Origin of the sequence: Streptomyces sp. NPDC006385 (genome assembly GCF_040612485.1) — a bacterium.
Taxonomy (GTDB): domain Bacteria; phylum Actinomycetota; class Actinomycetes; order Streptomycetales; family Streptomycetaceae; genus Streptomyces.
Genome location: NZ_JBEXQG010000022.1, coordinates 16,009 through 35,648 on the forward strand (window position 1 = coordinate 16,009; position 19,640 = coordinate 35,648).

At 71.8% G+C, this 19,640-nt stretch carries 21 protein-coding genes, 1 pseudogene and 1 riboswitch; of the genes and pseudogenes, 10 read left to right on the top strand and 12 right to left on the bottom strand.

The window, feature by feature from the left end; translation table 11 throughout:
• Nucleotides 1-47: 47 nt before the first annotated feature.
• On the bottom strand, nucleotides 48-1,004 hold the full coding sequence (tgmB, locus tag ABZ078_RS18990) for an ATP-grasp ribosomal peptide maturase (RefSeq protein WP_356576650.1): 957 nt from the start codon (nucleotides 1,002-1,004) through the stop codon (nucleotides 48-50).
• Nucleotides 1,005-1,017: 13 nt separating this feature from the next.
• Nucleotides 1,018-1,209, bottom strand: a complete 192-nt coding sequence (tgmA, locus tag ABZ078_RS18995) for a putative ATP-grasp-modified RiPP (RefSeq protein WP_356576652.1) — start codon at nucleotides 1,207-1,209, stop codon at nucleotides 1,018-1,020.
• Between the two features lie 219 nt (nucleotides 1,210-1,428).
• On the opposite strand from tgmA, the gene ABZ078_RS19000 reads away from it, so the two are divergent.
• Nucleotides 1,429-3,423 (top strand): GDSL-type esterase/lipase family protein, encoded by a 1,995-nt coding sequence (locus ABZ078_RS19000; RefSeq protein WP_356576654.1) that lies wholly within the window; start codon nucleotides 1,429-1,431, stop codon nucleotides 3,421-3,423.
• Between the two features lie 9 nt (nucleotides 3,424-3,432).
• On the opposite strand, the gene ABZ078_RS19005 is transcribed toward ABZ078_RS19000, so the two are convergent.
• From ABZ078_RS19005 to ABZ078_RS19020, 4 genes are all read right to left on the bottom strand, one after another.
• A complete protein-coding gene (locus ABZ078_RS19005) occupies nucleotides 3,433-4,911 on the bottom strand; it encodes an MFS transporter (RefSeq protein WP_356576827.1) in 1,479 nt (492 codons plus the stop codon).
• A gap of 189 nt (nucleotides 4,912-5,100) precedes the next feature.
• A complete protein-coding gene (locus tag ABZ078_RS19010; RefSeq protein WP_356576656.1) occupies nucleotides 5,101-6,549 on the bottom strand; it encodes a cytochrome P450 in 1,449 nt (482 codons plus the stop codon).
• 112 nt (nucleotides 6,550-6,661) lie between these two features.
• Entirely contained in the window at nucleotides 6,662-8,059 is a 1,398-nt protein-coding gene (locus ABZ078_RS19015) for an FAD-binding oxidoreductase (RefSeq protein WP_356576658.1), read from the bottom strand.
• A 207-nt stretch (nucleotides 8,060-8,266) separates the two neighbouring features.
• Nucleotides 8,267-8,992, bottom strand: coding sequence for an ankyrin repeat domain-containing protein (locus ABZ078_RS19020; protein WP_356576659.1), 726 nt, complete (start codon nucleotides 8,990-8,992; stop codon nucleotides 8,267-8,269).
• 137 nt (nucleotides 8,993-9,129) lie between these two features.
• Nucleotides 9,130-9,212: riboswitch (cobalamin riboswitch) on the top strand.
• Nucleotides 9,213-9,389: 177 nt separating this feature from the next.
• Between ABZ078_RS19020 and ABZ078_RS19025 the strand changes: the two genes are divergently transcribed.
• The 3 genes from ABZ078_RS19025 to ABZ078_RS19035 are packed head-to-tail and all read left to right on the top strand — an operon-like array spanning nucleotide 9,390 to nucleotide 12,198.
• Nucleotides 9,390-10,418: an iron ABC transporter permease gene (locus tag ABZ078_RS19025; RefSeq protein WP_356576661.1), complete on the top strand. Its 1,029-nt coding sequence runs from the start codon at nucleotides 9,390-9,392 to the stop codon at nucleotides 10,416-10,418.
• A gap of 2 nt (nucleotides 10,419-10,420) precedes the next feature.
• Nucleotides 10,421-11,203: an ABC transporter ATP-binding protein gene (locus ABZ078_RS19030; protein ID WP_356576663.1), complete on the top strand. Its 783-nt coding sequence runs from the start codon at nucleotides 10,421-10,423 to the stop codon at nucleotides 11,201-11,203.
• On the top strand, nucleotides 11,188-12,198 hold the full coding sequence (locus ABZ078_RS19035; protein WP_356576665.1) for an ABC transporter substrate-binding protein: 1,011 nt from the start codon (nucleotides 11,188-11,190) through the stop codon (nucleotides 12,196-12,198). The genes ABZ078_RS19030 and ABZ078_RS19035 overlap by 16 nt, the downstream gene beginning before the upstream one ends.
• A 63-nt stretch (nucleotides 12,199-12,261) precedes the next feature.
• On the opposite strand, the pseudogene ABZ078_RS19040 reads toward ABZ078_RS19035, so the two are convergent.
• The 4 genes and pseudogenes from ABZ078_RS19040 to ABZ078_RS19055 all read right to left on the bottom strand — a co-directional run bounded on the left by ABZ078_RS19040 (nucleotide 12,262) and on the right by ABZ078_RS19055 (nucleotide 14,991).
• Nucleotides 12,262-12,485: pseudogene (locus ABZ078_RS19040) on the bottom strand (hypothetical protein).
• A gap of 119 nt (nucleotides 12,486-12,604) precedes the next feature.
• Nucleotides 12,605-13,216 (bottom strand): sigma-70 family RNA polymerase sigma factor, encoded by a 612-nt coding sequence (locus tag ABZ078_RS19045; RefSeq protein WP_356576666.1) that lies wholly within the window; start codon nucleotides 13,214-13,216, stop codon nucleotides 12,605-12,607.
• 273 nt (nucleotides 13,217-13,489) lie between these two features.
• Nucleotides 13,490-14,239 carry a hypothetical protein gene (locus ABZ078_RS19050; RefSeq protein WP_356576668.1) on the bottom strand — a complete coding sequence of 250 codons (750 nt, stop codon included), beginning with the start codon at nucleotides 14,237-14,239 and terminating at the stop codon, nucleotides 13,490-13,492.
• Nucleotides 14,240-14,388: 149 nt separating this feature from the next.
• Nucleotides 14,389-14,991, bottom strand: a complete 603-nt coding sequence (locus ABZ078_RS19055) for a DUF998 domain-containing protein (RefSeq protein ID WP_356576670.1) — start codon at nucleotides 14,989-14,991, stop codon at nucleotides 14,389-14,391.
• A 244-nt stretch (nucleotides 14,992-15,235) separates the two neighbouring features.
• Between ABZ078_RS19055 and ABZ078_RS19060 the strand changes: the two genes are divergently transcribed.
• Nucleotides 15,236-15,694 carry a hypothetical protein gene (locus ABZ078_RS19060; protein ID WP_356576672.1) on the top strand — a complete coding sequence of 153 codons (459 nt, stop codon included), beginning with the start codon at nucleotides 15,236-15,238 and terminating at the stop codon, nucleotides 15,692-15,694.
• Here ABZ078_RS19060 and ABZ078_RS19065 read toward each other — a convergent pair.
• Complete coding sequence (locus tag ABZ078_RS19065) at nucleotides 15,681-16,028, bottom strand: hypothetical protein (protein ID WP_356576674.1); 348 nt, start codon at nucleotides 16,026-16,028, stop codon at nucleotides 15,681-15,683. The genes ABZ078_RS19060 and ABZ078_RS19065 overlap by 14 nt on opposite strands.
• Before the next feature lie 228 nt (nucleotides 16,029-16,256).
• Here ABZ078_RS19065 and ABZ078_RS19070 point away from each other — a divergent pair, with 228 nt between their 5' ends.
• Nucleotides 16,257-16,403, top strand: coding sequence for a hypothetical protein (locus ABZ078_RS19070; RefSeq protein ID WP_356576676.1), 147 nt, complete (start codon nucleotides 16,257-16,259; stop codon nucleotides 16,401-16,403).
• A gap of 231 nt (nucleotides 16,404-16,634) precedes the next feature.
• Complete coding sequence (locus ABZ078_RS19075) at nucleotides 16,635-17,219, top strand: hypothetical protein (RefSeq protein ID WP_356576678.1); 585 nt, start codon at nucleotides 16,635-16,637, stop codon at nucleotides 17,217-17,219.
• Between the two features lie 39 nt (nucleotides 17,220-17,258).
• Here ABZ078_RS19075 and ABZ078_RS19080 read toward each other — a convergent pair whose 3' ends face one another.
• Nucleotides 17,259-17,681: a YjbQ family protein gene (locus ABZ078_RS19080; protein WP_356576679.1), complete on the bottom strand. Its 423-nt coding sequence runs from the start codon at nucleotides 17,679-17,681 to the stop codon at nucleotides 17,259-17,261.
• Nucleotides 17,682-17,815: 134 nt separating this feature from the next.
• Here ABZ078_RS19080 and ABZ078_RS19085 point away from each other — a divergent pair, with 134 nt between their 5' ends.
• The 3 genes from ABZ078_RS19085 (at nucleotide 17,816) to ABZ078_RS19095 (ending at nucleotide 19,622) form a co-directional block, all read left to right on the top strand.
• Nucleotides 17,816-17,899, top strand: a complete 84-nt coding sequence (locus ABZ078_RS19085; RefSeq protein WP_356576829.1) for a putative leader peptide — start codon at nucleotides 17,816-17,818, stop codon at nucleotides 17,897-17,899.
• A 113-nt stretch (nucleotides 17,900-18,012) separates the two neighbouring features.
• Nucleotides 18,013-18,894 carry an ABC transporter permease gene (locus ABZ078_RS19090; protein WP_356576681.1) on the top strand — a complete coding sequence of 294 codons (882 nt, stop codon included), beginning with the start codon at nucleotides 18,013-18,015 and terminating at the stop codon, nucleotides 18,892-18,894.
• Nucleotides 18,867-19,622: an ABC transporter ATP-binding protein gene (locus ABZ078_RS19095; protein WP_356576682.1), complete on the top strand. Its 756-nt coding sequence runs from the start codon at nucleotides 18,867-18,869 to the stop codon at nucleotides 19,620-19,622. Before ABZ078_RS19090 ends, ABZ078_RS19095 begins: the two co-directional genes overlap by 28 nt.
• Nucleotides 19,623-19,640: the final 18 nt, after the last annotated feature.

Genomic DNA, 19,640 nt, shown 5'->3' on the forward strand with positions numbered 1-19,640 from the left:
CAGTGCTCCTCAACGTAGTCCAGGCGACACCGCCGACGTGACACCATTCAGCGGCGGCTGTCGGCGCCGCGACGGTCCGGCCTGCGCTGTGCGAGCCACAGGGCGACCGCCTGCGAGATCGGCTGTCCGGTCTCCAGTTCGACGAAGCCGAACTGGCCGCCCTGGTTGCACTCCAGGAACCACCAGATGCCGTCCTCGTCCTCGGCGAAGTCGAACGCGGCGTACGCCAGTCCGGCGAGGGTGACGTACTCGTGCACCGACTTGGCGATGCGCTCGGGCGCCGGGACCGGCTCCCAGGCGTGCCCCGTGTCGCCGTAGCGTCCGTCGACCTGGCCGGGTTCGGCGGTCTTGCGCGCGGCGAACAGGCGTGTGCCGACGCAGGTCAGCCGGATGTCGGCCCGCTTGGGCACGTACCGCTGGAGCAGCGCCGGGCCGGCCGCGACGGCGGTGAAGTCCGCGTCGGGGCCGATGAGGGTGGTGGGCAGCGTCAGCGCGGGCTCGTCCGGCGGCGGTCCCGAGGCGGACTTCACCACCACCTCCCCGTACTCCTCGGCGAACTCCCGTGCCAGCCGGGGCGCCGTGGTGAAGACCGTCGGCGGTACGGCGAAGCCGCTGAGGTGGGCGACCCTCAGCTGCCAGGGCTTGAGTCGGGCCTGGTCGGCGTGGCGCGGATGGTTCATCCACCGTGCGGCGGCGGAGTGGAGCATCCCGTACAGCGCCTGCCGGGTCTCGGCGGTCAGCCACGGTGAGGGGTGGGCGGCGTGCGCGGCCGGTTCGCCGGGCCTGCGCACCCAGACGGAGCGCAGCCCTCCCATGCTGAGCACATGGCCGTTGACCGACAGGTGGCCGTCGAAGTCCCCGCGGGCGTAGTCGGCGGACAGCACGGCCTTGCCCGGCAGGTCGGCGGGGTCCAGCCGCATCACGGGCGTCCCCGCCCCGTGCAGTGCGGCCACCACCAGGTCGGCGGTCACGTCCTCCTCGGACGTCAGGATCAGTACGGTCATTCGCGGCCGTTCGTCAGTCGTCGAAGTGGGTCGCGGATCCCGCGGTGGACGTCGTCGTACCGACCGCGAGCAGGAGGTCCGGGTCACTGATCGCCGGGCGGCCGTCGGGCAGCACGTTCAGTTGGCGGGCCGGGTCGAAGTGATAGGGCGTCACCGCGTTGCAAAGCCCTTTGGGAAAGGCGTAGGTGAGGGTGAACGGTCGCAAGGTGAACCTCCGATGCAGGGTGTGTGAATTACCGTCACTTACGCACTGCTTGTGTAAGGAATTCATCACTTTCCGCCACATCGACGTGAAGGCCGTCACACCGTTCACCGGATTCCCTGAGTCCGCACGGGAGTCCTTGACGCTGAACCGTTTCATTGCTTCTCTCGAAACGCAGTTCTACATGGGAGCGCTCCCAACCCCCACGTGAAAGGGATCCCCGTGCAGACACCCCCACACCTCGGACGCACCCTCTCGACCCTCCTCACCGCAGCACTCGTCGCCTGTCTCCTCTCGCTGTCCTGGGCGGGCGGCTCTCCAGCCCGGGCGGCGGCGGGCGACGGCTCGGTGTCCGACCCCAACATCGTCTACGTGGGTCGCTGGGACACCGGTTCGGGCACCTCCGCCGTGCCCCACTGGTCCGGCGCGTATCTGCGGACGGCCTTCACCGGCACCACGGTGAAGGTCAGGGCCCGGGACGCGGTCAACTTCTACGCGAGCATCGACGGCGGACCCGACGTCTTCCACGCGGGCGTGCGCGGGACGGTGAACCTCACTCCCCGGCCCCTCTCCCCCGGCACCCACACCCTGCGGATCTCCTACCGGTCGGGCGACACCGTGTTCCAGGGCCTGGTGCTGGACTCCGGGGCGCGCACGGTCAGTCCGACCATGCCGTCCGGGCTGGTCGAGTTCGTCGGCGACTCCATAACCGCCGGCGCCCTCACCGAGCGGCAGGCGCTCGACTCGTACGCCTGGAAGACCGGCGAGCGGCTGGGCATGCGGCACACCCGGATCGCCCGCGCCGGCTACTGCCTGGTCGCGCAGTCCGGTTGTACGGGACTGAGCATCCAGTACTTCAGGACCGGCAGCACCGGCGACCAGAACTGGGACTTCTCCCGCTACCGGACGAGCGCGGTCGTCATCAACCTCGGCACCAACGACATCGGACACGGGGTGTCCGGCTCCGCCTTCCAGGCGGCGTACACCAGGTTCCTGAGCGACCTGCGGGCCAAGCACCCCGAAGCCCATCTCTTCGCCGTCCAGACACTCAAGAAGCGCTACGTCACCGAGACCAGGGCAGCCGTCAGCGCCCGCAACGGCTCCGGCGACAGCCGGGTGCACTACGTAGACACCACGGGCTGGCTCACCGACGGCACCGACTACGAGGACGGCAACGGCCATCCCGACGAGGCCGGTCACACCAAGTTCGCGGACCGCCTGGCGCCCGTCATCGCAGCCCGGCTGGGCGGCGCCGCCGACGTGTCCACCAGGGCAGCCGCTCCCGGTCAGCCCGGCGACCCCCACATCAAGTTCGTCGGCCGCTGGGACACCCGCAGCTCCAGCACCCTCTACACACCGTACTGGGCCGGCGCGTACTACCGGGCCGGCTTCACCGGCCGCACGGTCAAGCTCAAGCAGCGCAACACCATCGACTTCTGGGCGCGCATCGACAACGGGCCGGTGAAGTTCTACGACGACGTCAAGGGCACCGTGAACCTGACGCCGTCGCCCTTGCCCCCCGGCAACCACACCCTCCAGGTCAACTACCAGGTGGTCGCCGGCTCGTACCGCGGCGACGCCGTCTTCCAGGGGCTGGTCCTCGACAGCGGAGCGACCACCTTCGCGCCGCCTGCCCCGGCCAAGCTGATCGAGTTCGTCGGCGACTCGATCACGGTGGGCACCACCACCTCGCAGAACGCCCGTACCGCGTACGGCTGGCTGATCGGCGAACGGCTCGGTGCCGAGCACACGCAGATCGCCCAGGGAGGTGCCTGTCTGGTCGCCACGGCCGACGGATGCGTGGGCCTGGAACAGCAGTTCAGCAGGCTCAGCCCCAACGCCGCCACGCCCGACTGGGACTTCTCCCGGTACCAGGCGGACGCCGTCGTGATCAACCTGGGCACCAACGACGTGGGCCACGGAGTCAGCTCCACGCAGTTCCAGTCGGCGTACTCCAGCCTGCTGCGCAAGGTCCGCGCCGCCTACCCGCGGGCCTGGATCTTCGCGTTGGAGACCTTCCGCGGCCGCTACGTCCCGCAGACCGAGGCAGCCGTCAAGGCGGCCGTCGCCGGCGGTGACGCCCGGGTCTCCTTCGTCGACACCACGGGCTGGCTGGGCTCCGGCGACCTGACGGACTCCGTCCACCCCAACGACCAGGGCCACCGCGCCATCGCCGATCGGCTGGCGCCCGTCATCGCGGCCAGAATCGGCGGCTGACCGCGCCGGTCAGGCCGTCGGCATCCCTCCGCCCCGGAGGCGTTCCAGGTCGGAGGGGCGGACCTGGATGACCAGGAGGGCGATCACCGCGGCGATCGCGGTGAAGATCGCGGCCACGATGAAGGCGGCGGAGACTCCCGCGGTGAGGATCTCGTCGGCATAGGGCGGCGGGAGCTGGTCGGTGCGTTCGAAGCGCAGCCGCTCCGCGGGGGTCGCGCGGGCCAGGAAGGCGGGGATCTGCTTGTCGGCCTCGTTGTTGCTGGCCGTGCCGAACATGGTGACCAGGATGGACAGCCCGAGGGAACCGCCGACCTGCTGGGTGGCGTTGAGAAGCCCGGAGGCGGCGCCCGTCTCGTGGACGGCCACGTTGGACAGCGCCATCAGGGTCAGGGACACGAACTCCATGCCCATGCCGAGGCTGAAGACGAGCATCGGCCCGAGGATGCTGCCCGCGTAGGTGGAGTGGACGTCGGTCAGGGTCAGCCAGGCGAGGCCCGTGGCGGCCAGGATCGCGCCCGTGACCATGAACGGTTTGGGCCCGTACTTCGGCAGGAGTTGGGACGCCAGCCCCGCGCCGACCGCGATGACGGCGCTCACCGGGAGGAAGGCCAGCCCGGCCTGGAGCGGGCTGAAGTCGAGCACGTTCTGCACGAAAAGCGTGAGGAAGAAGAACATGCCGAAGATCGCGGCGGCGAGGCTCAGCATCATGCCGTACGTGCCCGCGCGGTTGCGGTCCGCGAACATGTGCAGGGGCGTGATCGGCTGGCGGGAGCGCTGCTCGACCAGGATGAACAACAGCAGGAAGACGACGGCCGCACCGAACGCGACCAGCGTGAGCGCGTCCCGCCAGCCGTCCTGCGCGGCCCGGATGAACCCGTACACCAGCAACACCATGCCGATGGTGGAGGTCAGCGCGCCCGCCACGTCGAAGTGGCCGGGTCGGCGCTCGGACTCCCGGATCCAGCGCGGGGTGGCGAGCACGATGAGCAGCCCGATGGGCACGTTGACGAACAGCACCCAACGCCAGTTGAGCCATTCGACCAGCATGCCGCCCGCCAGCAGTCCGATCGCGCCGCCGCCCGCCGACACCGCGGCGAAGACGCCGAACGCCCGGTTGCGTGCGGGCCCTTCACGGAACGTCGTACTGATCAGGGCGAGGGAGGTCGGGGAGGCGATGGCTCCGCCGACGCCCTGCAGGGCGCGGGCGGCGAGGAGTTGCCAGGAGTTCTGCGAGAGTCCGCCGAGCAACGAGGCGAGGACGAACAGCAGCACACCGAAGACGAAGACGCGGCGTCTGCCGAGGATGTCGCCCATCCTGCCGCCGAGGAGCAGCAGTCCGCCGAAGGTGAGCGTGTAGGCGTTGACCACCCAGGACAGGCTCTCCGTGGAGAAGTCGAGCGAGCGCTGGATGTGCGGCAGGGCGATGTTCACGATGGTGATGTCGAGCACCACCATCAGCTGGCAGGACGCGATGACGAACAGCGCCATACCACTGCCACGGCCATCGCTCCGGTCCGTCTCCTGCGGGGTGGTGGCCTGTGCTTCGGGTGTCGGCTCGGGATTGCTCATGGCATCGCGCCATCGGCGGGGGGTCGGGCTGGTCCCGCCACCATTCGACCGTACGCCGCCGCCGTACGGCCCTCCAGTCGATCACGGAGGCGGCCGCGGCGCTCCTGGTCAGCGGCGGATCAGGCCCGTGAGGTAGCGCCACAGGGAGGAGCGCTGCCAGGCGGACCGGTCCGGCAGCACCGGTCCGGTCCCCTCCGGTGCGTCCGTGTCCGGTGCCGTCCGCGGTGCGGCCGCGCGCGTCGCCGACGCCGGCTCGGGGGCCGGGGTGCGCCCGGGCCGGGAGGCGAGTTCGTACCGTACGGGCAGGGAGCGCAGGCCCCGCATGAACGGCGAGGAGCGCCACGGCAGTTGGTCGGCCGGGAGGGCGAGCTCCAGGTGGGAGAAGCGCTCGAAGAGGCGGCCCACGCCGACCGCCGCGACCGTCGAGGCGAGCTCGCGCGCCGGGCACTGACGACGGCCCGCGCCCCAGGACAGATGCGCCCGGGTGCTGATCGTGCTGCTCGTCGCCACGTGCTCCGCGAAGAGCGGGTCGGCGTGCGCGGCGGCCGAGGAGACCCACACCGGGTCGCCCGCCCGGATCGTGTAGTTGCCGAGCGGGGTGTCCTCGGCGGCGAACCGCGGCACGAAGTTCACCAGCGGCGGCTTGCGCATGACCACCCGGTTCATGGTCTCCCGGATCATCCCCGCGGACAGGCTGGCGCGCACGCCGCCGTCACCGTCACCGGAGATGACCTCCACCACGGTGTTGGACATGAGGATGCCGACGTGGTCGGAGGTCATGCCGAGCAGCATGAACAGCTCACGGGCCAACTCGTCGAGCGAGAGACCGGGATGCGCGGCCAGCAGGTGGGAGGGGAAGTCGTCGCCCGGCTCCTTGAGCTTCATCTCCGCCAGTGCCACCAGTGTCGCCAGCAGCCGCTCCAGGGCGGGCTCCGCGTCCGGACCCGCGTCCAGCACCCGCCACATGTCCATCAGCGCGTCGTCGCCCTGGGAACCGGGGAAGCCGAGCAGATGACTGGCCACCATCAGCGGCAGCGGTCGGGAGAACTGCGCGGACAGGTCGGCCACGCCGGTGCCGCCGCCCTGCCCCACCAGGGTGATCAGTTCGTCGGCGTAGGCGGTGACGGCCGCCTTGAGCCGCTTGGCCTGGGGGTGACCGGGGTCCTGGAAGGGCTTGAGCGCGGCGTCCCACGCCGTGCGCAGTTGCCCGTAGCCGGGGCCGCCCTGGATCAGCACATGGTTGACCTCCAGCGACGGCCCGAGCGGCCAGTCTGCGGGCACTTCGCCCGCCGAGCGGGCCCGCCAGTTCTCCAGCCCCTTCGGCCAGCCGTCGTCGTCCTGGAGCACCTGGAGCGACTCGCGGTAGCCGAGGACCAGCCAGGCGGGCACACCGAGCAGGTCGACCGGTGCGACGGGGCCGTGCTGCTGCCTGAGCCGCTCGTACACGAGTGAGGGGCGCGTCTCGTAGTCGCGGGTCAGCAGTGGCTGGGGAGCCAGGTCCTCCAACCGGGTGCCGTCGACGCCCACGGATCCGCTGCCGCCCACCTGGGACTCCATCTGCTCGCCACCCTTCGACACTCCGCGCACCGGCGCACTACCAGTCAGTAGCGGACAACGCCCGCGACCCTACCCCAGGCGGTTCGCGGATGGACGACGGGGGCGGCGATGGTCAGCCGGTCGCCGGCGGGATGTTCTGGTTGGCGTGGAAGAAGTTGTCCGGGTCATAGGTGTGCTTTGTCGCCGCCAGCCGGTCGTAGTGGCCGCGGTAGGTGGCACGGACGCGGTCCGTGCTCTCCGCCTCTCCGAGGAAGTTGACGTAGGAGCCGCCCATGGAGTGCGGGTGCAGTTCGCTCCAGTACTCGACGGACCACTGCCGGATCAGGTCGGCGTTGGCCGGATCCGGGTCGACTCCGGCGATCACTGCGGACCAGACGGCGTCCCGGTACGCCCAGGCCGTGTCGTCGGCGCCGACCTGGTGGGCGGCGCCGTCCACGGGGTACAGGTGCATCAGCGACAGCGCGGTGGGGATGTTCTCGCCGTACTTGTGGTGCACGTCGATCGCGGCGTCGGAGATCGTGTCGAAGAAGTCGCCGCGCCAGTACCACTGGTAGCCCTTGGGGATCAGCGTGTCGAACATGCCCTGGAGGCCGGGGTAGGGCATGGGCGTGGTGAAGTGGAAGGCGGACGGCGCGGGTTCGTTCACCGCGGCCAGCGTCCGCTCCAGGCGGTCGCCCTCCAGGTCGCCGGTGTAGCACCAGACGACGCCGCACATCTTCTGCCCGTGGATCGGCTCGGGGAACGGCGGTCCGGGCGGGATGACGAGCACGGCGAAGAAGCCGTAGAGGTCCTGCGGTGCGGCGGGCAGGAACTCCCGGTACCAGCGCAGCACTTGCGGTGTGCGGTCGACCGGCCACACCGTCACCGCGACACCGACGGTGTCCACCGGGTGCAGCCGGAAGGTGAACGACGTGACGACGCCGAAGTTCCCGCCGCCGCCCCGCAGCGCCCAGAAGAGGTCCGGGTGCTCGTCCTCGGACGCGGTGACGAACGTTCCGTCGGCGAGGACGACGTCGGCGGACTGCAGGCTGTCGATGGTCAGGCCGTACTTGCGGGTGAGGTAGCCGTGGCCGCCGCCGAGGGTGAGGCCGCCGACGCCCGTCATCGAGATGATGCCGGCCGGCACGCCCAGGCCGAACGTGTGGGCCGCGTGGTCCAGGTCGCCGAGCTGGGCGCCGCCGGCGACCTGTGCGGTCATCGCGCCGGGGTCGACGCGCACGCCGCGCATGGTCGACAGGTCGAGGACGAGGCCGTCGTCGACCAGGCACAGTCCGGGTCCGCTGTGGCCGCCCCCGCGCACCGCGAGCTCCACTCCGGTGTCCCGGGCGAAGGAGAGCACGGCCCGCACGTCCGCCACGTCCGCGCACTGCGCGATGGCCGCCGGGCGTCGGTCGATCATGGCGTTGTAGATGCTGCGGGCCTCGTCGTAGCCCGGGTCCCGCGGCGTGATGACAGGCCCCCTCAGCGCCTCGCGCAGACCTTCAATTGCCGTTCCGTCGATGCCGCCCATGGTCGGCCCCTTTGTGTGAAGACGGTGAACCGCGGACGGATCGCGGCGCATGACGTCCGGGCGGGCTGCGGGGGCGTGGTGCGCGGTTCCGTTCGCACCTCGTGTCGATGTCAGCAGGGCGCGTCGGCCCCACCGCGTCCCAGTCTTCCCCCCTGGGTCCGTGGGCGCACGTCGGCCGAGGGCGTGGCCCGCCTCGTCCGTCGGGCCTCAGGCCAACTCCTCGGCGGACTTCGCCCCCTGATCACGCAGCCACGCGACCAGCGCGGGGTGGCCCGAGCGGTGCGCGGCGTCGAGCGCGGTCAACCCGTCGTGACCGATCCAGTTGATGTCACCACCGCGTCGCAGCAGGTAGTCGGCCATCTCCTGCTGTCCGCCGTGGCAGGCGCACCACAGGGCGGCGGTGACGGTCCGCGCGGTGGGCGGGTCGGGCTCGGACGTGAAGCAGGCGGCGACCCGGTCGGCCTCGCCGAGGGCCGCGGCCTGCCACAGCGTGGTGCGGGCACCGCGCTCGACCAGTCGCCGCGCGCTGTTCCACTGCCCGAAGGCCACCGCGTCCGCCAGCGGCGTGCCGTCCGCGATGACCGCGCCGTCGGCCTCGATGTCCGCGCCCAGGTCGAGCAGGGCGTCCAGGACGGGCACGTCGTCGCAGCTGGCCGCCCAGTGCAGCGGGGTCTCACGGTGGGCGCCGGTGAACCGCGCGTCCACGTCCGCGCCGGCGGCGACCAGTGCGGCCACCGTCCGAGGCCCGTTGGGCGGGTGGCCGGGCCAGTCGGTGGCGACGTGCAGCAGTGTGCGCGTGGTCTTCATGTTGCCCAGCCGTGCCGTGGCCAGCGCCGGGTGCGCGGTGAGCAGGTCCCGCAACGCGTCCACGTCGCCGGTCCGGATCGCCTCGACGGCGGCTCGGGCCAGTGGAGCGGTCGTGTCGATCAGCATCGGGCCACCTCCGGTTCTCCCTTCCTGGACGACCTCCTGGATAACACGGCCCACTGACAACGCCTTTTCGCACAGCGCGACCGCCCTCGCCCCCGGTCCCCGAAGCCCCGTCTGCTACGCTCCCGGGGCCTCCCGCGGGGGAAGTCCGGTGAGAGTCCGGCGCTGACCCGCAACGGTGTGCGCGGGGACCTGGTGGTCCGTCGCGCGAGCCCGATCGCCCGTGGTGGCCGCGACCCGTTGACTGCTCGCCGTGGACTGCGAGAGGGGGCCACGCGACCGGCGCGGTCGTGCGGGCGTCTCCCCGCTTGACGCCCACAGGCGGCCCCAGGCGAAGGACCGCCCGCTCGTGCACCGAAGTCCGACACGCGCACCGACGTCGAGTCCCGGTGCGTCACGCGTGCCCGTCGTGCCGCTCGTCCTCGGGCTGGGGCTGCTCCTGCTCGTCTCCCTCGTGTGCGGTGTCGGGCTCGGGGCCGCCGGGATCGGATGGCCGGACGTCTTCCGGCTGCTCGGGGCGGGGCTGACCGGCGGGACCCTCGACGCCCGGGACGCCGCCGCGTACGCGATCGTCTGGGAGATCCGGCTGCCGCGCGTCGTGCTCGGCGCCGTCGTCGGGGCCGGGCTCGCCGCCGTCGGGGTCGCCGTGCAGGCGATGGTGCGCAACGCGCTCGCCGATCCGTTCGTGCTGGGCATCTCCTCGGGCGCCGCGGTGGGCGCCAACGCCGTGATCCTGCTGGGAGCGTTGGCGGGACTGGGGGTCTGGGCGCTGTCCCTGTCGGCCTTCGGGTCGGCGCTCGCGGCGACGGCGCTGGTGTACGCCGTGGCCCGCTCGCCGCACGGCCTCACCCCGCTGCGGCTGATCCTGACCGGGACGGCGCTGGCGTACGGCTTCCAGGCCGTCACCACCGTCATGGTGTTCGGAGCGGCCCGGGGCGAGGCCGCCCGGTCGGCGATGATGTGGCTGCTGGGCAGTCTGGGCGGCGCGACCTGGGCCCAGGTGCCGCTCGTCGCGGTGACCGTGGGGGCCGGGTGGGCGTGGCTGCGGGGGCGGGCCGAGGCGCTCAACGCCCTCGCGATGGGCGACGAGACGTCCGCCGCGCTCGGTGTCCGACCGGCGCGGCTGCGCAGGGAGTTGTTCCTGGTGACCGCCGCCGTGACCGGGACGGTGGTCGCGGTCAGCGGGGCCATCGGGTTCGTCGGGCTGATGGTGCCGCATGTCGTACGGATGCTGGTCGGCGCCGACCACCGGCGGGTGCTGGCCGTGGCTCCGCTCGCCGGGGCGGTGTTGCTGGTGTGGGCGGACCTGCTCTCCCGGCTCCTGCTCGCCCCCGCCGAACTGCCCGTCGGGGTGATCACGGCCGTCGTCGGGGTGCCCGTGTTCCTGCTGCTGATGCGGCGCGGCGGCTACGCGTTCGGAGGTCGGTGAGCGTGCGGCTCGACATCGAGGGTGTCACGGTCGAGGCCGCCGGGGCACGACTGGTCGACGACATTCGACTCGCTGTGGACAGCGGGACGTTCGTGGGGCTGATCGGCCCGAACGGCAGCGGCAAGTCCACGCTGCTGCGCTGCGTGTACCGGGCGCTGCGTCCGTCCGGGGGCGTGGTGCGGCTCGACGGGGACGACGTGCACGCCATGGCGCCGCGGGCCGCCGCCCGGGCGCTGGCCGCGCTGCCACAGGAGTCGTCGGCCGAGTTCGATTTCACGGTGGCCGAGGTGGTGGCCATGGGACGGCTGCCGCACCGGGACCGTACGGCCGCCTCCGACCGGGAGATCTGCGCCGCGGCCATGGACCGCACCGGCGTCGCCCATCTCGCCGACCGCGGGTTCCTGGCCCTGTCCGGCGGCGAGAAGCAGCGCGTGCTCATCGCCCGCGCGCTAGCCCAGCAGCCGAGGGTGCTCGTCCTGGACGAGCCCACCAACCACCTCGACATCGCCCACCAGTTGGACGTGCTGTCGCTGGTGCGGACCAGCGGCCTGACCGTGCTGGCCGCCCTGCACGACCTCAACCTGGCCGCCGCGCACTGCGACGTCCTGTACGTCGTCGAGGGCGGCCTGGTCGTCGCCTCCGGCGCCCCGCACGACGTCCTTCGACCCGCCCTGCTCGCCGACGTGTTCGGGGTCCGTGCCCATCCAGTACGGCACCCGGAGACCGGCGTGGTCCAGCTCCTGTTCGACCTCCTGCCCCAAGGACCCACATGCGCAAGCTCCTAGCCTCGGCCCTCTGCCTCGCCGCGACCGTCACCGCGACCGGCTGCGGCGCCACCGTCGAGCCGTCGGCCAAGGCCGACGACAAGAAGTCCGCGGTCACCCTCACCAACTGCGGCCGCCAGGTCACGTACGACAAGGTCCCCGAGCGCGTGGTCACCAACGACATCGGTATCACCGAGCTGATGTTCGCGCTCGGTCTGGAGGACCGCATGGCCGGGTTCGCCATGCCCGACGACAAGGGCGATCTGAGCGGTGTGCCGTGGAAGGACGGCTATGACAAGGTGAAGTGGCTGTCGAAGGACCAGCTCACCAAGGAGGACGTCCTCGACGCCCGCGCCGACCTGGTCTTCGCCGGCTGGAACTACGGCTTCCGCGAGGAGGGCGGCTTCACCCCCGAGGCTTTGAGGAAGCTCGGCATCCCGTCGTATGTCCTCACCGAGTCCTGCCGCAACGGCCGTACGGACGCCTCCCGCGGCATTATGCCGCCCCTGGACGCCCTGTACGCCGATCTCACCAACCTCGGGAAGCTGTTCGGCGTGGAGAAGCGGGCCGCCACGCTGATCGCCGACTTCAAGAAGCAGATCGCCGACGTGCGCGCGATGGCCCCCACCGGCGCCGACCGGCCGAAGGTCTTCCTGTACGACAGCGGACAGGACCAGCCGTTCACCTCCGGCCGTTACGCCGCCCCCGAGCAGATCATCAGCGAGGCCGGCGGCGTCAACGTCATGCACGACGTGCCCGACTCCTGGACCACCACGGGCTGGGAGAGCGTCGTGCGGCGGGACCCGGACGTCATCGTGATCTGCGACTACGGCGATGTGAGCGCCGAGCAGAAGAGGCGGTTCCTGCTCTCCTACGCGCCGCTGCGGAACGTCTCCGCCGTCAAACACAAGCGGATCTTCGTCCTGGACTACGCCGACCTGGTCGAGAGCCCCCGCAACCCGTCGGCCGTCGCCCGGCTGGGCACCTACCTGCGGACGGTGGCCGAGGAACGGTGACCTGCGGCGTGCGACCGCCCGAGCGATCAGCACGCCCCAGGCGCGGCCGCGCAGGGCCGGAACTCAGGAGGTGACGATGCCGTCCAGCTTGCCGGACTTGGCGTCCGCGACCAGCGACGAGAACTGGTCGGCGCTCATCTGCACGCGCTGCCCGAAGTCGTCCGTGAGGACCACCCGGCGCTCGGCCGGAGCGGCGGGGTGACGAACAGTTGCGGACAGCCGCAGTCGCAGTTGCCGCAGAAGGTCGCCACCGGGTCCAGGCCCGCGATTCCCGCGATGTCGTTCATGGTTCACACCTTTCGTGATCGTGGGGGGGGGCGGATCCCGCCACCCGATCCAGTAGTCGGGGCGAACGCGGCGTCAGTTCCCGGCGGGACCCGCAGGGAGACTGACACCGCGTTCCTCGTCAGGCGGCCACGGCGTCGGCCGGAACCACAGCCTCGGCGTCGGCCAGCAGTTCGGTGAGGGTCGCCCGGGCGCGGGCCACACGCGAGCGGACCGTCCCGACGGGGCAGTCGCTCATCTCGGCCGCCTCCGCGTACGGCAGGCCCACCAGCTGGGTCAGGACGAACGCCTCGCGGCGCTCGGCCGGCAGCGTGTCCAGCAGGTCGAGCAGGGCGATGCCGTCGTCGAAGCCGGGCAGGCCGGTCGGCTGGGCACGTTCCACCAGCAGCGTCCAGTCGTCGGTGTCGCACAGCCGTGGCCGGGCGGCGGCGTACCGGTGGCTGTCGATCACCGCACGGCGCGCGATGGACAGCAGCCACGCGCGTGCCGAGCAGCGGCCCTCGAACCGGTGCAGGCTGCCGAGCGCCCGCAGGAACGTGTCCTGCGCCAGGTCGTCGGCGGCCTGCGGATCGGCGGAGAGATACGCCACGTACCGCACGACGTCACGGTGCAGGGAGCGCACGAAACGGTCGGCGGCGTCCGGGTCGCCGCCGCGGGCGGCCAGCGCCCACGCGGTCGTCGACTCGTCGCAGGAGGCCGATGGGGAGGTCTTGTCCGCCTTCGCTTGTCTCACGCGTGCCACGCGTGAGGAGGGCAGGGCAGGAGTGATCACCTGAGTCCTTCTCGGGTAGACCGGGCTCCGGCACGGCGGGCCACGACAGCGGGCGCGACGGGCACGACGGCGTCGCCGCCGGGGCACCAGGGCACGCGAGACGTGCGGCACGCCGTACGGAGGAGTCCGGGGTCGCGGGATACGGCCGTACGGCAGGTACGGCCGTGGCCCGAGGCACGGTCGGCGTCGACGCGTCGACGTCCGTGTCCGTACGGCCTCGGGGAACCGGCTGTCTCAGACGACAGCGGTTCCCGCAGGAGGCCCCCGAGAGGTGATCGTGTGGACGAGCGGTAGCAGCCGCGGCGCCCGGTCGGAACGACCGCGACGGGGCCGCAGGCGCGGGCGGTGCGGCGGTACGGGCAGGGCGAGCGCCAGCCGCAGCGGGGCGGCCAGCCATCCGGCGACGGTCCGCAGGATGCGGAACGCGGCACGTTCACCGTGGCCCAACCACAGGCCGCACAGCAGCGCGGCGAGAGTGTGGGCGGCGAGCATGCCGAGCGATGACGTGCCGGTCATGTCGTGGCCCACGCCCATGTGGCCCACGCCCATGTGGCCCGCACCCATGTGCCCTGCGTCCATGTGGCCCATGCTCATGTGGCTCAGGCCCATGTGCCCCATGTCCATGGAGCTCATGGAACCCATGTCCGCGGAGCCCATGTGCTCGGAACCCATGGAGTGCGGGGAGGCCGTATGTGTGGACAGGCCCACCATGTCCCGCCCGGAGACGGTGGAGGACTGCGCGAACTCGAAGGCCGCGTGCAGCCCGCCCTGGGCGACGACCACGACGGACACGACCAGGGGGAGGCCGCGCTCACGGCCCGCCAGGCACCAGCCCGCGCCCCCCGTCAGGAGGGCACCGGCCACCAACGTCCACCACGGGACGCTCGCGCCCGACATCAGTACGTGACCGAGGGCGGCGAGCAGCACACAGACGGCCGCGAACACCGCGGCCCGTATCGTGCGCACACCCCACCCAGCAGTCATGACGGCCCTCATCCTCGCATCCTGGGCCCACTCGTCACGGATGGGTACGCACCACACCCCCGCCCCTCACTCAAGCCCAGAAGAGTGATACAGGACACACCGACACAAGGGAACCTGACGCGCGCGCCGGCCGACTGCCAGCGGCACGGTTACGTCGGCCGCCCCGACTCCTGTCGAGGCGGGCGGAGGCAGGAGGCGACGACCACGAAGGGCCACAGGGACTGGATGGCTGTCACCAGGCGTTCGGCGGCGCCGACGGCACCGCCCTGATGCATCTCGAGCATGAACCAGGCCGCGCCGGACACCATCAGGCCGGTCGCCGCGAAGGAGGGTGCGGGCCGCAGGCCCCAGGGTGCGGCACCACTGCGATCAGCGGCCAGAACCGGCCACACCGCGAGGAGGGCGAAGCCGACCGCGGCGACCGAACCATGACGCAGGGATCCCCCGCTGCTGGGAGGCGGGATCAGAGCGACCGCGCAGGCGGCCACCCCGCCGGCACCCAGCGCCACACGCCCGGGGAGCGCGGCCGGGCGCAGCCCCCAGGCGGTGACCACATGACAGACGCCCAGGGCGGCCAGCGCCCCGGTCATCACCCAGGACCCCGCGGCGCCGTAGGCCGCCAGGACGCTGATCGTCTGTGTGGCGGGGTCGTAGGCGGGCCCTTCGAGCAGCGCCGCGATCGTCCAGCCCGCGATCAGCGCGACAGGCGCGCATCCCGACGAAAGCAGGGCCCAGCTGGGCACGAGTCTCATCAAGCCACCGTAGATCGCCTGAATCTGTCAGCCCGTCAGGTACACGCAGGCGACTGGTGTCCCAGCCGCCTCTCCCCGAACAGCGACGACGAACTGTCGTGCGCGCCTCGAACACGCCGAACGGAATCGCCAGCCTGCGCCAGGCCGCGCCACCCCTTCCGGCGCATAGAAATATCCACCAGCATGAAGGGCTCCGACCTGGTCGGCAGGCCGAGAGTGCTGGGGGTGGAACATGCAACGCACCATGGGGAAGCAGGCCGTCGAATGGCTCGCCGCGGCTGCCACGGATCCTCGGACGTGCAAGGAGCAGTGGGATCAGGGGGCGGACGCGGTGCTGCTGGAGGCCGGGCGGCTGTGGGACGTGCTCAGTGTTCCCGAGCAACTCGGCCTGAGCGCCCTGGACCTCCTCAGACGTGCGCAGGTCCGGGCGTCCGGCCCGGTCCTGGTGAACTGCGGGGCGCGCAGAGTCGGCTTCTTCCTCCCGCCCGACCCGGCCACCGAGTGGGTCGGGCCCGGCGTACGGCATGTCGGCCGGGGCTCCTGGGTCGCCGCGCCGCCGCCCCACCGGTCCACGGGCTGGCGCCTGGAGTGGCTGCTGCCACCCGACGGCACCGGCGCCCTGTACAACCCCGACGTCGTGGAACTGGCGCTGCGCGAGGCCGGCGGCGCTCCCGCCGCACCGGTGCGCGTCAGTCGGCCGTAGGCGGCGAGGAGGCCCTGACGCGTCCGCTGCTGCTGCTCCACTCCCACAGGCCCGCCGGTCCGGGAAGGCCGCGGGGGACGACCACGGCCGGCACACGCTCGGTCGCCCCGGGGTGCCGCTCGTCCGCCGGTTCGGCGTCGAAGGCCCGGGCCAGTCCACTCCACAGGCCCACCGCCCAGGAAGTGACGGCCTGGCCGTCGGTGGTGGTCACGGAATCCCGCCATCCGTCCCGGCGCCCGGGCACGGCACGGCCCTTGGCGTGCCATTCCGCGACCAGCGCCGCATAGATCGACGGCCGGCCCCGAACGCCGGTGGCCGGTACGACGTACGACATGGGTGCGGCATCGCCTCCGAGCACACGCCGCGCCGTCTCACTACTGTCCATGCCCGGGCAACGCCGAGGCGCGCGCCGGTGGTACGCCGACCGACCCTGCCACCACCCGGTCGGGTGAGACCGTCCCCCGGATGGAGCAGGGGTGGGCTCGGCCCGCACCGTCCGCCCACGAACGAGACAGGAGCCGTTTCCATCGACGGACGAGAGCACGTTCTCGCCATTTCCCGCATGCGCGACGACAGCGACGACACCGACGACTGTCCGTGGTGCGCCGCACTGCGTGAGGCGAGCCTGCCGCCGGCACAGCCGTCGCCGTCGCGACGACGCTATGACCCGTATGTCTCAGGAGCCCTGTACGACGTCGACGACTGGTGAGGCGCATAGGCACGTCGTCCTCGGCGTGCCGGGTGTCAGCTGTGAGCCAGGGCGGCTCGGGGGCGCACGCCGTGCATATATCTGCCGGTTTGGCGCGCGGGCGCTCGCCCCATACGGGGAATTGAGCTCCGGGCGGATGGCCGCGGCACGTGGCACCCGGTGCACTGAGGACGCCAACGAACCGTGAACCGGCCCGCACCTCGTCCGGCGGCGCACACAAGGAGGCTCCTCATGGCACTCACGGAGTGGACGAAGTCAGTGGAGTGGCTGGCCGCCGCGTCGGAGGACCCGGGCGCCTGCAAGCACGAGTGGCAGAACGGCAGCAGCGGAGTCACGCTCCTGGCGGCCGGGCGGTTCTGGGACGTGCTGATCGTGCCGGAACAGCTCGGGCTGCGCGTCGCCGACCTGCTGGAGGAGGTGCCGGTGCTCGACCCGGGGCCCTGCCTGCTGGACACCCGGCGTCGCCATGTGGGCTTCCTGCTGCCTCCCGAGCCGCAGACCGTGTGGATCGGCACGGGCGTGCGCCTGCTCGGTGCGGGGACGTGGATCACCGCTCCCGCCCCGCACTGCCGCTGGGGCGCGCTGCGCTGGCTGGTCCCACCGGACGGCACGGGCACCCTGACCATGCCCGACGTCCTGGAAGTGGCCCTGCAGCGCTGTGCGGGCGAGCTGTCCCGCCTCCAGGGCCGACCCGCACCCGCCGCGCACAGCCCGGCGACGCCGGACGGCGGGCGGGGCGGCGGGCGGGCCGACCTGCGGGCCGACAGCCCGCGGGTGGTGCGCCAGCGTGTGGCGCGGGGATGCGTGGGACCCTGACCGGCCCGGGCTCCCGACGCTCAGCCGGACTCCCGGCGCTCAGCCCAGGAAGCTCAACCGCACCTGCCGGTTCGGGTTGTCGCGGTTCGTGTCCACGAGGCACACCGACTGCCAGGTCCCCAGCTCCAGTTGCCCGCCCAGCACCGGAAGCGTCGCATGAGGCGGGACGAACGCCGGGAGGACGTGGTCGCGGCCGTGGCCGGGGCTGCCATGGCGGTGCTGCCAGCGGTCGTCGGCGGGGAGAAGGGTGTGGAGGGCGGCCAGGAGGTCGTCGTCGCTGCCGGCGCCCGTTTCGATGATCGCGATGCCGGCCGTCGCGTGCGGCACGAAGACGTTCAGGAGGCCGTCGCGGTCCGCGGCGACGTCCCGCAGGAAGGCCTCGCAGTCGCGGGTGAGGTCCACGACCCGCTCCGAGGAGCCGGAGGCGACGTTCAGAACTCGGGTGGTGAAGGCGTCTGACATGTCCTCCATCCTCACCCATGCCCCGGAGTTCACACGTCAGGAGACGGCCGGGGACAAGCCGAGCCGTGACACGCGAGGTCCATTCCGCGAGACGCCGTTGACCATGGAAGCGCCATGTGGCTATTTTCGGCGGCATGTTGCGTCCAGCCCTGCTCACCACGCGCGGTCACATCGACCTGCTGCGGGTGGCCTCCGCCGCGTGTCGCCGCGGCTGCTGACGCCCACCTCCGATCTTCACCCCACGCTTCTCGCGCGCACCCGCCCGGTCCTGACCTGACCCGGCGGCGCTGACACGCGTCTCCATCGAACGCTCGTCGCCCCTGGAGCAGTCATGAGCATCAGCCATGCCCCACCCAGCTCTCCCGAGAGGGATATTCCCCTTAAATCCAGCTTTCCGGCATCGTCCTCCGTCGATGTCGTCCCCCTCCTCCCCGCCTCCTCCCGCCGCACCCGCGTCCCGCGCTGGCTGCGCCGCACCACCGGACCCGTCCTGCTCCTCGTCCTGTGGCAACTGCTCAGCAGCACAGGCGTGTTGACCGCCGATGTCCTCGCCTCACCCGGCCGCATCGCCCAGGTCGCCGGCGATCTGATCGCCGACGGCTCGCTGCCCTCGGCGATGGGCGCCTCCCTCCAGCGCGTCGCCGCCGGGCTGGCGCTCGGCGCCGTCGTCGGGACGGGGCTCGCCCTCCTCTCGGGCCTGTTCCGGATCGGTGAGGACCTCGTGGACGCGCCCGTGCAGATGTTGCGGACCGTGCCGTTCGTCGGGCTCATCCCGCTGTTCATCATCTGGTTCGGGATCGGCGAGGCACCCAAGGTCGCCATCATCACGCTCGGCGTGACCTTTCCGCTGTACCTCAATGTCTACGCCGGTATCCGCGGGGTGGACGCCCAACTGATCGAAGCCGGTGAGTCCCTCGGGCTGTCCAGGTGGGGGCTCGTGCGGCACGTCGTGCTGCCCGGCGCGCTGCCGGGCGCCCTGACCGGCCTGCGCTACTCGCTCGGCATCGCCTGGCTCGCCCTCGTCTTCGCCGAGCAGGTCAACGCCGACTCCGGCATCGGGTTCCTCATGGTGCAGGCGCGGGACTTCCTGCGGACCGACGTGATCGTGGTCTGCCTGATCGTCTACGCCTTCCTCGGCCTCCTCGCCGACTTCGTCGTCCGCTCCCTCGAAAGGCTGCTGCTGCAATGGCGACCGACGTTCACCGGCCGGTGAGTGCCAAGGCTACCCAGGCCACACAGGCCGTGCACGTCGAGGGGCTGACCCGCTCCTTCGACGGACGTGCCGTCATCGACCGGCTCCAACTCGACGTACGGCCCGGCGAGTTCGTCGCCCTCCTCGGGCGCAGCGGCTGCGGCAAGTCCACCCTGCTGCGCATCCTGGCCGGCCTCGATCGCGACATCGAGGGCACCGTCCTGGTACCGCGTCGCAAGGCCGTCGCCTTCCAGGCGCCGAGGCTGATGCCGTGGAAGAAGGTATGGCGCAACGTGCTGCTGGGCCTGCCGGGCAAGCCCGATCGTGCCGTGGCCGAGCAGGCGCTCAAGGAGGTCGGCCTGGATCACCGTACGAACGCCTGGCCCAAGACGCTCTCCGGCGGCGAGGCGCAACGCGCGTCCCTGGCACGGGCGTTGGTGCGCGAGCCCGATCTGCTGCTGCTCGACGAGCCGTTCGGCGCGCTCGACGCGCTCACCCGGATCAGGGCCCAGCGCCTGGTCGGCGAGGTGTGGCAGCGGCGCGGCTGCGCGGTCCTGCTCGTCACGCACGACGTCGAGGAGGCCGTCCTGCTCGCCGACCGCGTCCTCGTGATGGACGACGGAGTCATCGCACACGAGCAGCGCATCGACCTCGACCGCCCCCGCGACATCACCGACCCCCGGTTCGCCGAACTGCGCGCCGGTCTCCTGGAGCGCCTCGGCGTCGACACCGCCGCCGAAGCCGCCTGATCACCCACCCGGAACGGA

Excerpts from the sequence above, each read along its gene's own strand:
- tgmB (WP_356576650.1), bottom strand. The coding sequence starts at position 1,004 with ATGACCGTACTGATCCTGACGTCCGAGGAGGACGTGACCGCCGACCTG.
- ABZ078_RS19005 (WP_356576827.1), bottom strand. The coding sequence starts at position 4,911 with ATGGCGCTGTTCGTCATCGCGTCCTGCCAGCTGATGGTGGTGCTCGAC.
- ABZ078_RS19010 (WP_356576656.1), bottom strand. The coding sequence starts at position 6,549 with ATGGAGTCCCAGGTGGGCGGCAGCGGATCCGTGGGCGTCGACGGCACC.
- ABZ078_RS19015 (WP_356576658.1), bottom strand. The coding sequence starts at position 8,059 with ATGGGCGGCATCGACGGAACGGCAATTGAAGGTCTGCGCGAGGCGCTG.
- ABZ078_RS19020 (WP_356576659.1), bottom strand. The coding sequence starts at position 8,992 with ATGCTGATCGACACGACCGCTCCACTGGCCCGAGCCGCCGTCGAGGCG.
- ABZ078_RS19035 (WP_356576665.1), top strand. The coding sequence starts at position 11,188 with ATGCGCAAGCTCCTAGCCTCGGCCCTCTGCCTCGCCGCGACCGTCACC.
- ABZ078_RS19050 (WP_356576668.1), bottom strand. The coding sequence starts at position 14,239 with ATGACTGCTGGGTGGGGTGTGCGCACGATACGGGCCGCGGTGTTCGCG.
- ABZ078_RS19055 (WP_356576670.1), bottom strand. The coding sequence starts at position 14,991 with ATGAGACTCGTGCCCAGCTGGGCCCTGCTTTCGTCGGGATGCGCGCCT.
- ABZ078_RS19060 (WP_356576672.1), top strand. The coding sequence starts at position 15,236 with ATGGGGAAGCAGGCCGTCGAATGGCTCGCCGCGGCTGCCACGGATCCT.
- ABZ078_RS19065 (WP_356576674.1), bottom strand. The coding sequence starts at position 16,028 with ATGTCGTACGTCGTACCGGCCACCGGCGTTCGGGGCCGGCCGTCGATC.
- ABZ078_RS19070 (WP_356576676.1), top strand. The coding sequence starts at position 16,257 with ATGCGCGACGACAGCGACGACACCGACGACTGTCCGTGGTGCGCCGCA.
- ABZ078_RS19075 (WP_356576678.1), top strand. The coding sequence starts at position 16,635 with ATGGCACTCACGGAGTGGACGAAGTCAGTGGAGTGGCTGGCCGCCGCG.
- ABZ078_RS19080 (WP_356576679.1), bottom strand. The coding sequence starts at position 17,681 with ATGTCAGACGCCTTCACCACCCGAGTTCTGAACGTCGCCTCCGGCTCC.
- ABZ078_RS19085 (WP_356576829.1), top strand. The coding sequence starts at position 17,816 with ATGTTGCGTCCAGCCCTGCTCACCACGCGCGGTCACATCGACCTGCTG.
- ABZ078_RS19090 (WP_356576681.1), top strand. The coding sequence starts at position 18,013 with ATGAGCATCAGCCATGCCCCACCCAGCTCTCCCGAGAGGGATATTCCC.
- ABZ078_RS19095 (WP_356576682.1), top strand. The coding sequence starts at position 18,867 with ATGGCGACCGACGTTCACCGGCCGGTGAGTGCCAAGGCTACCCAGGCC.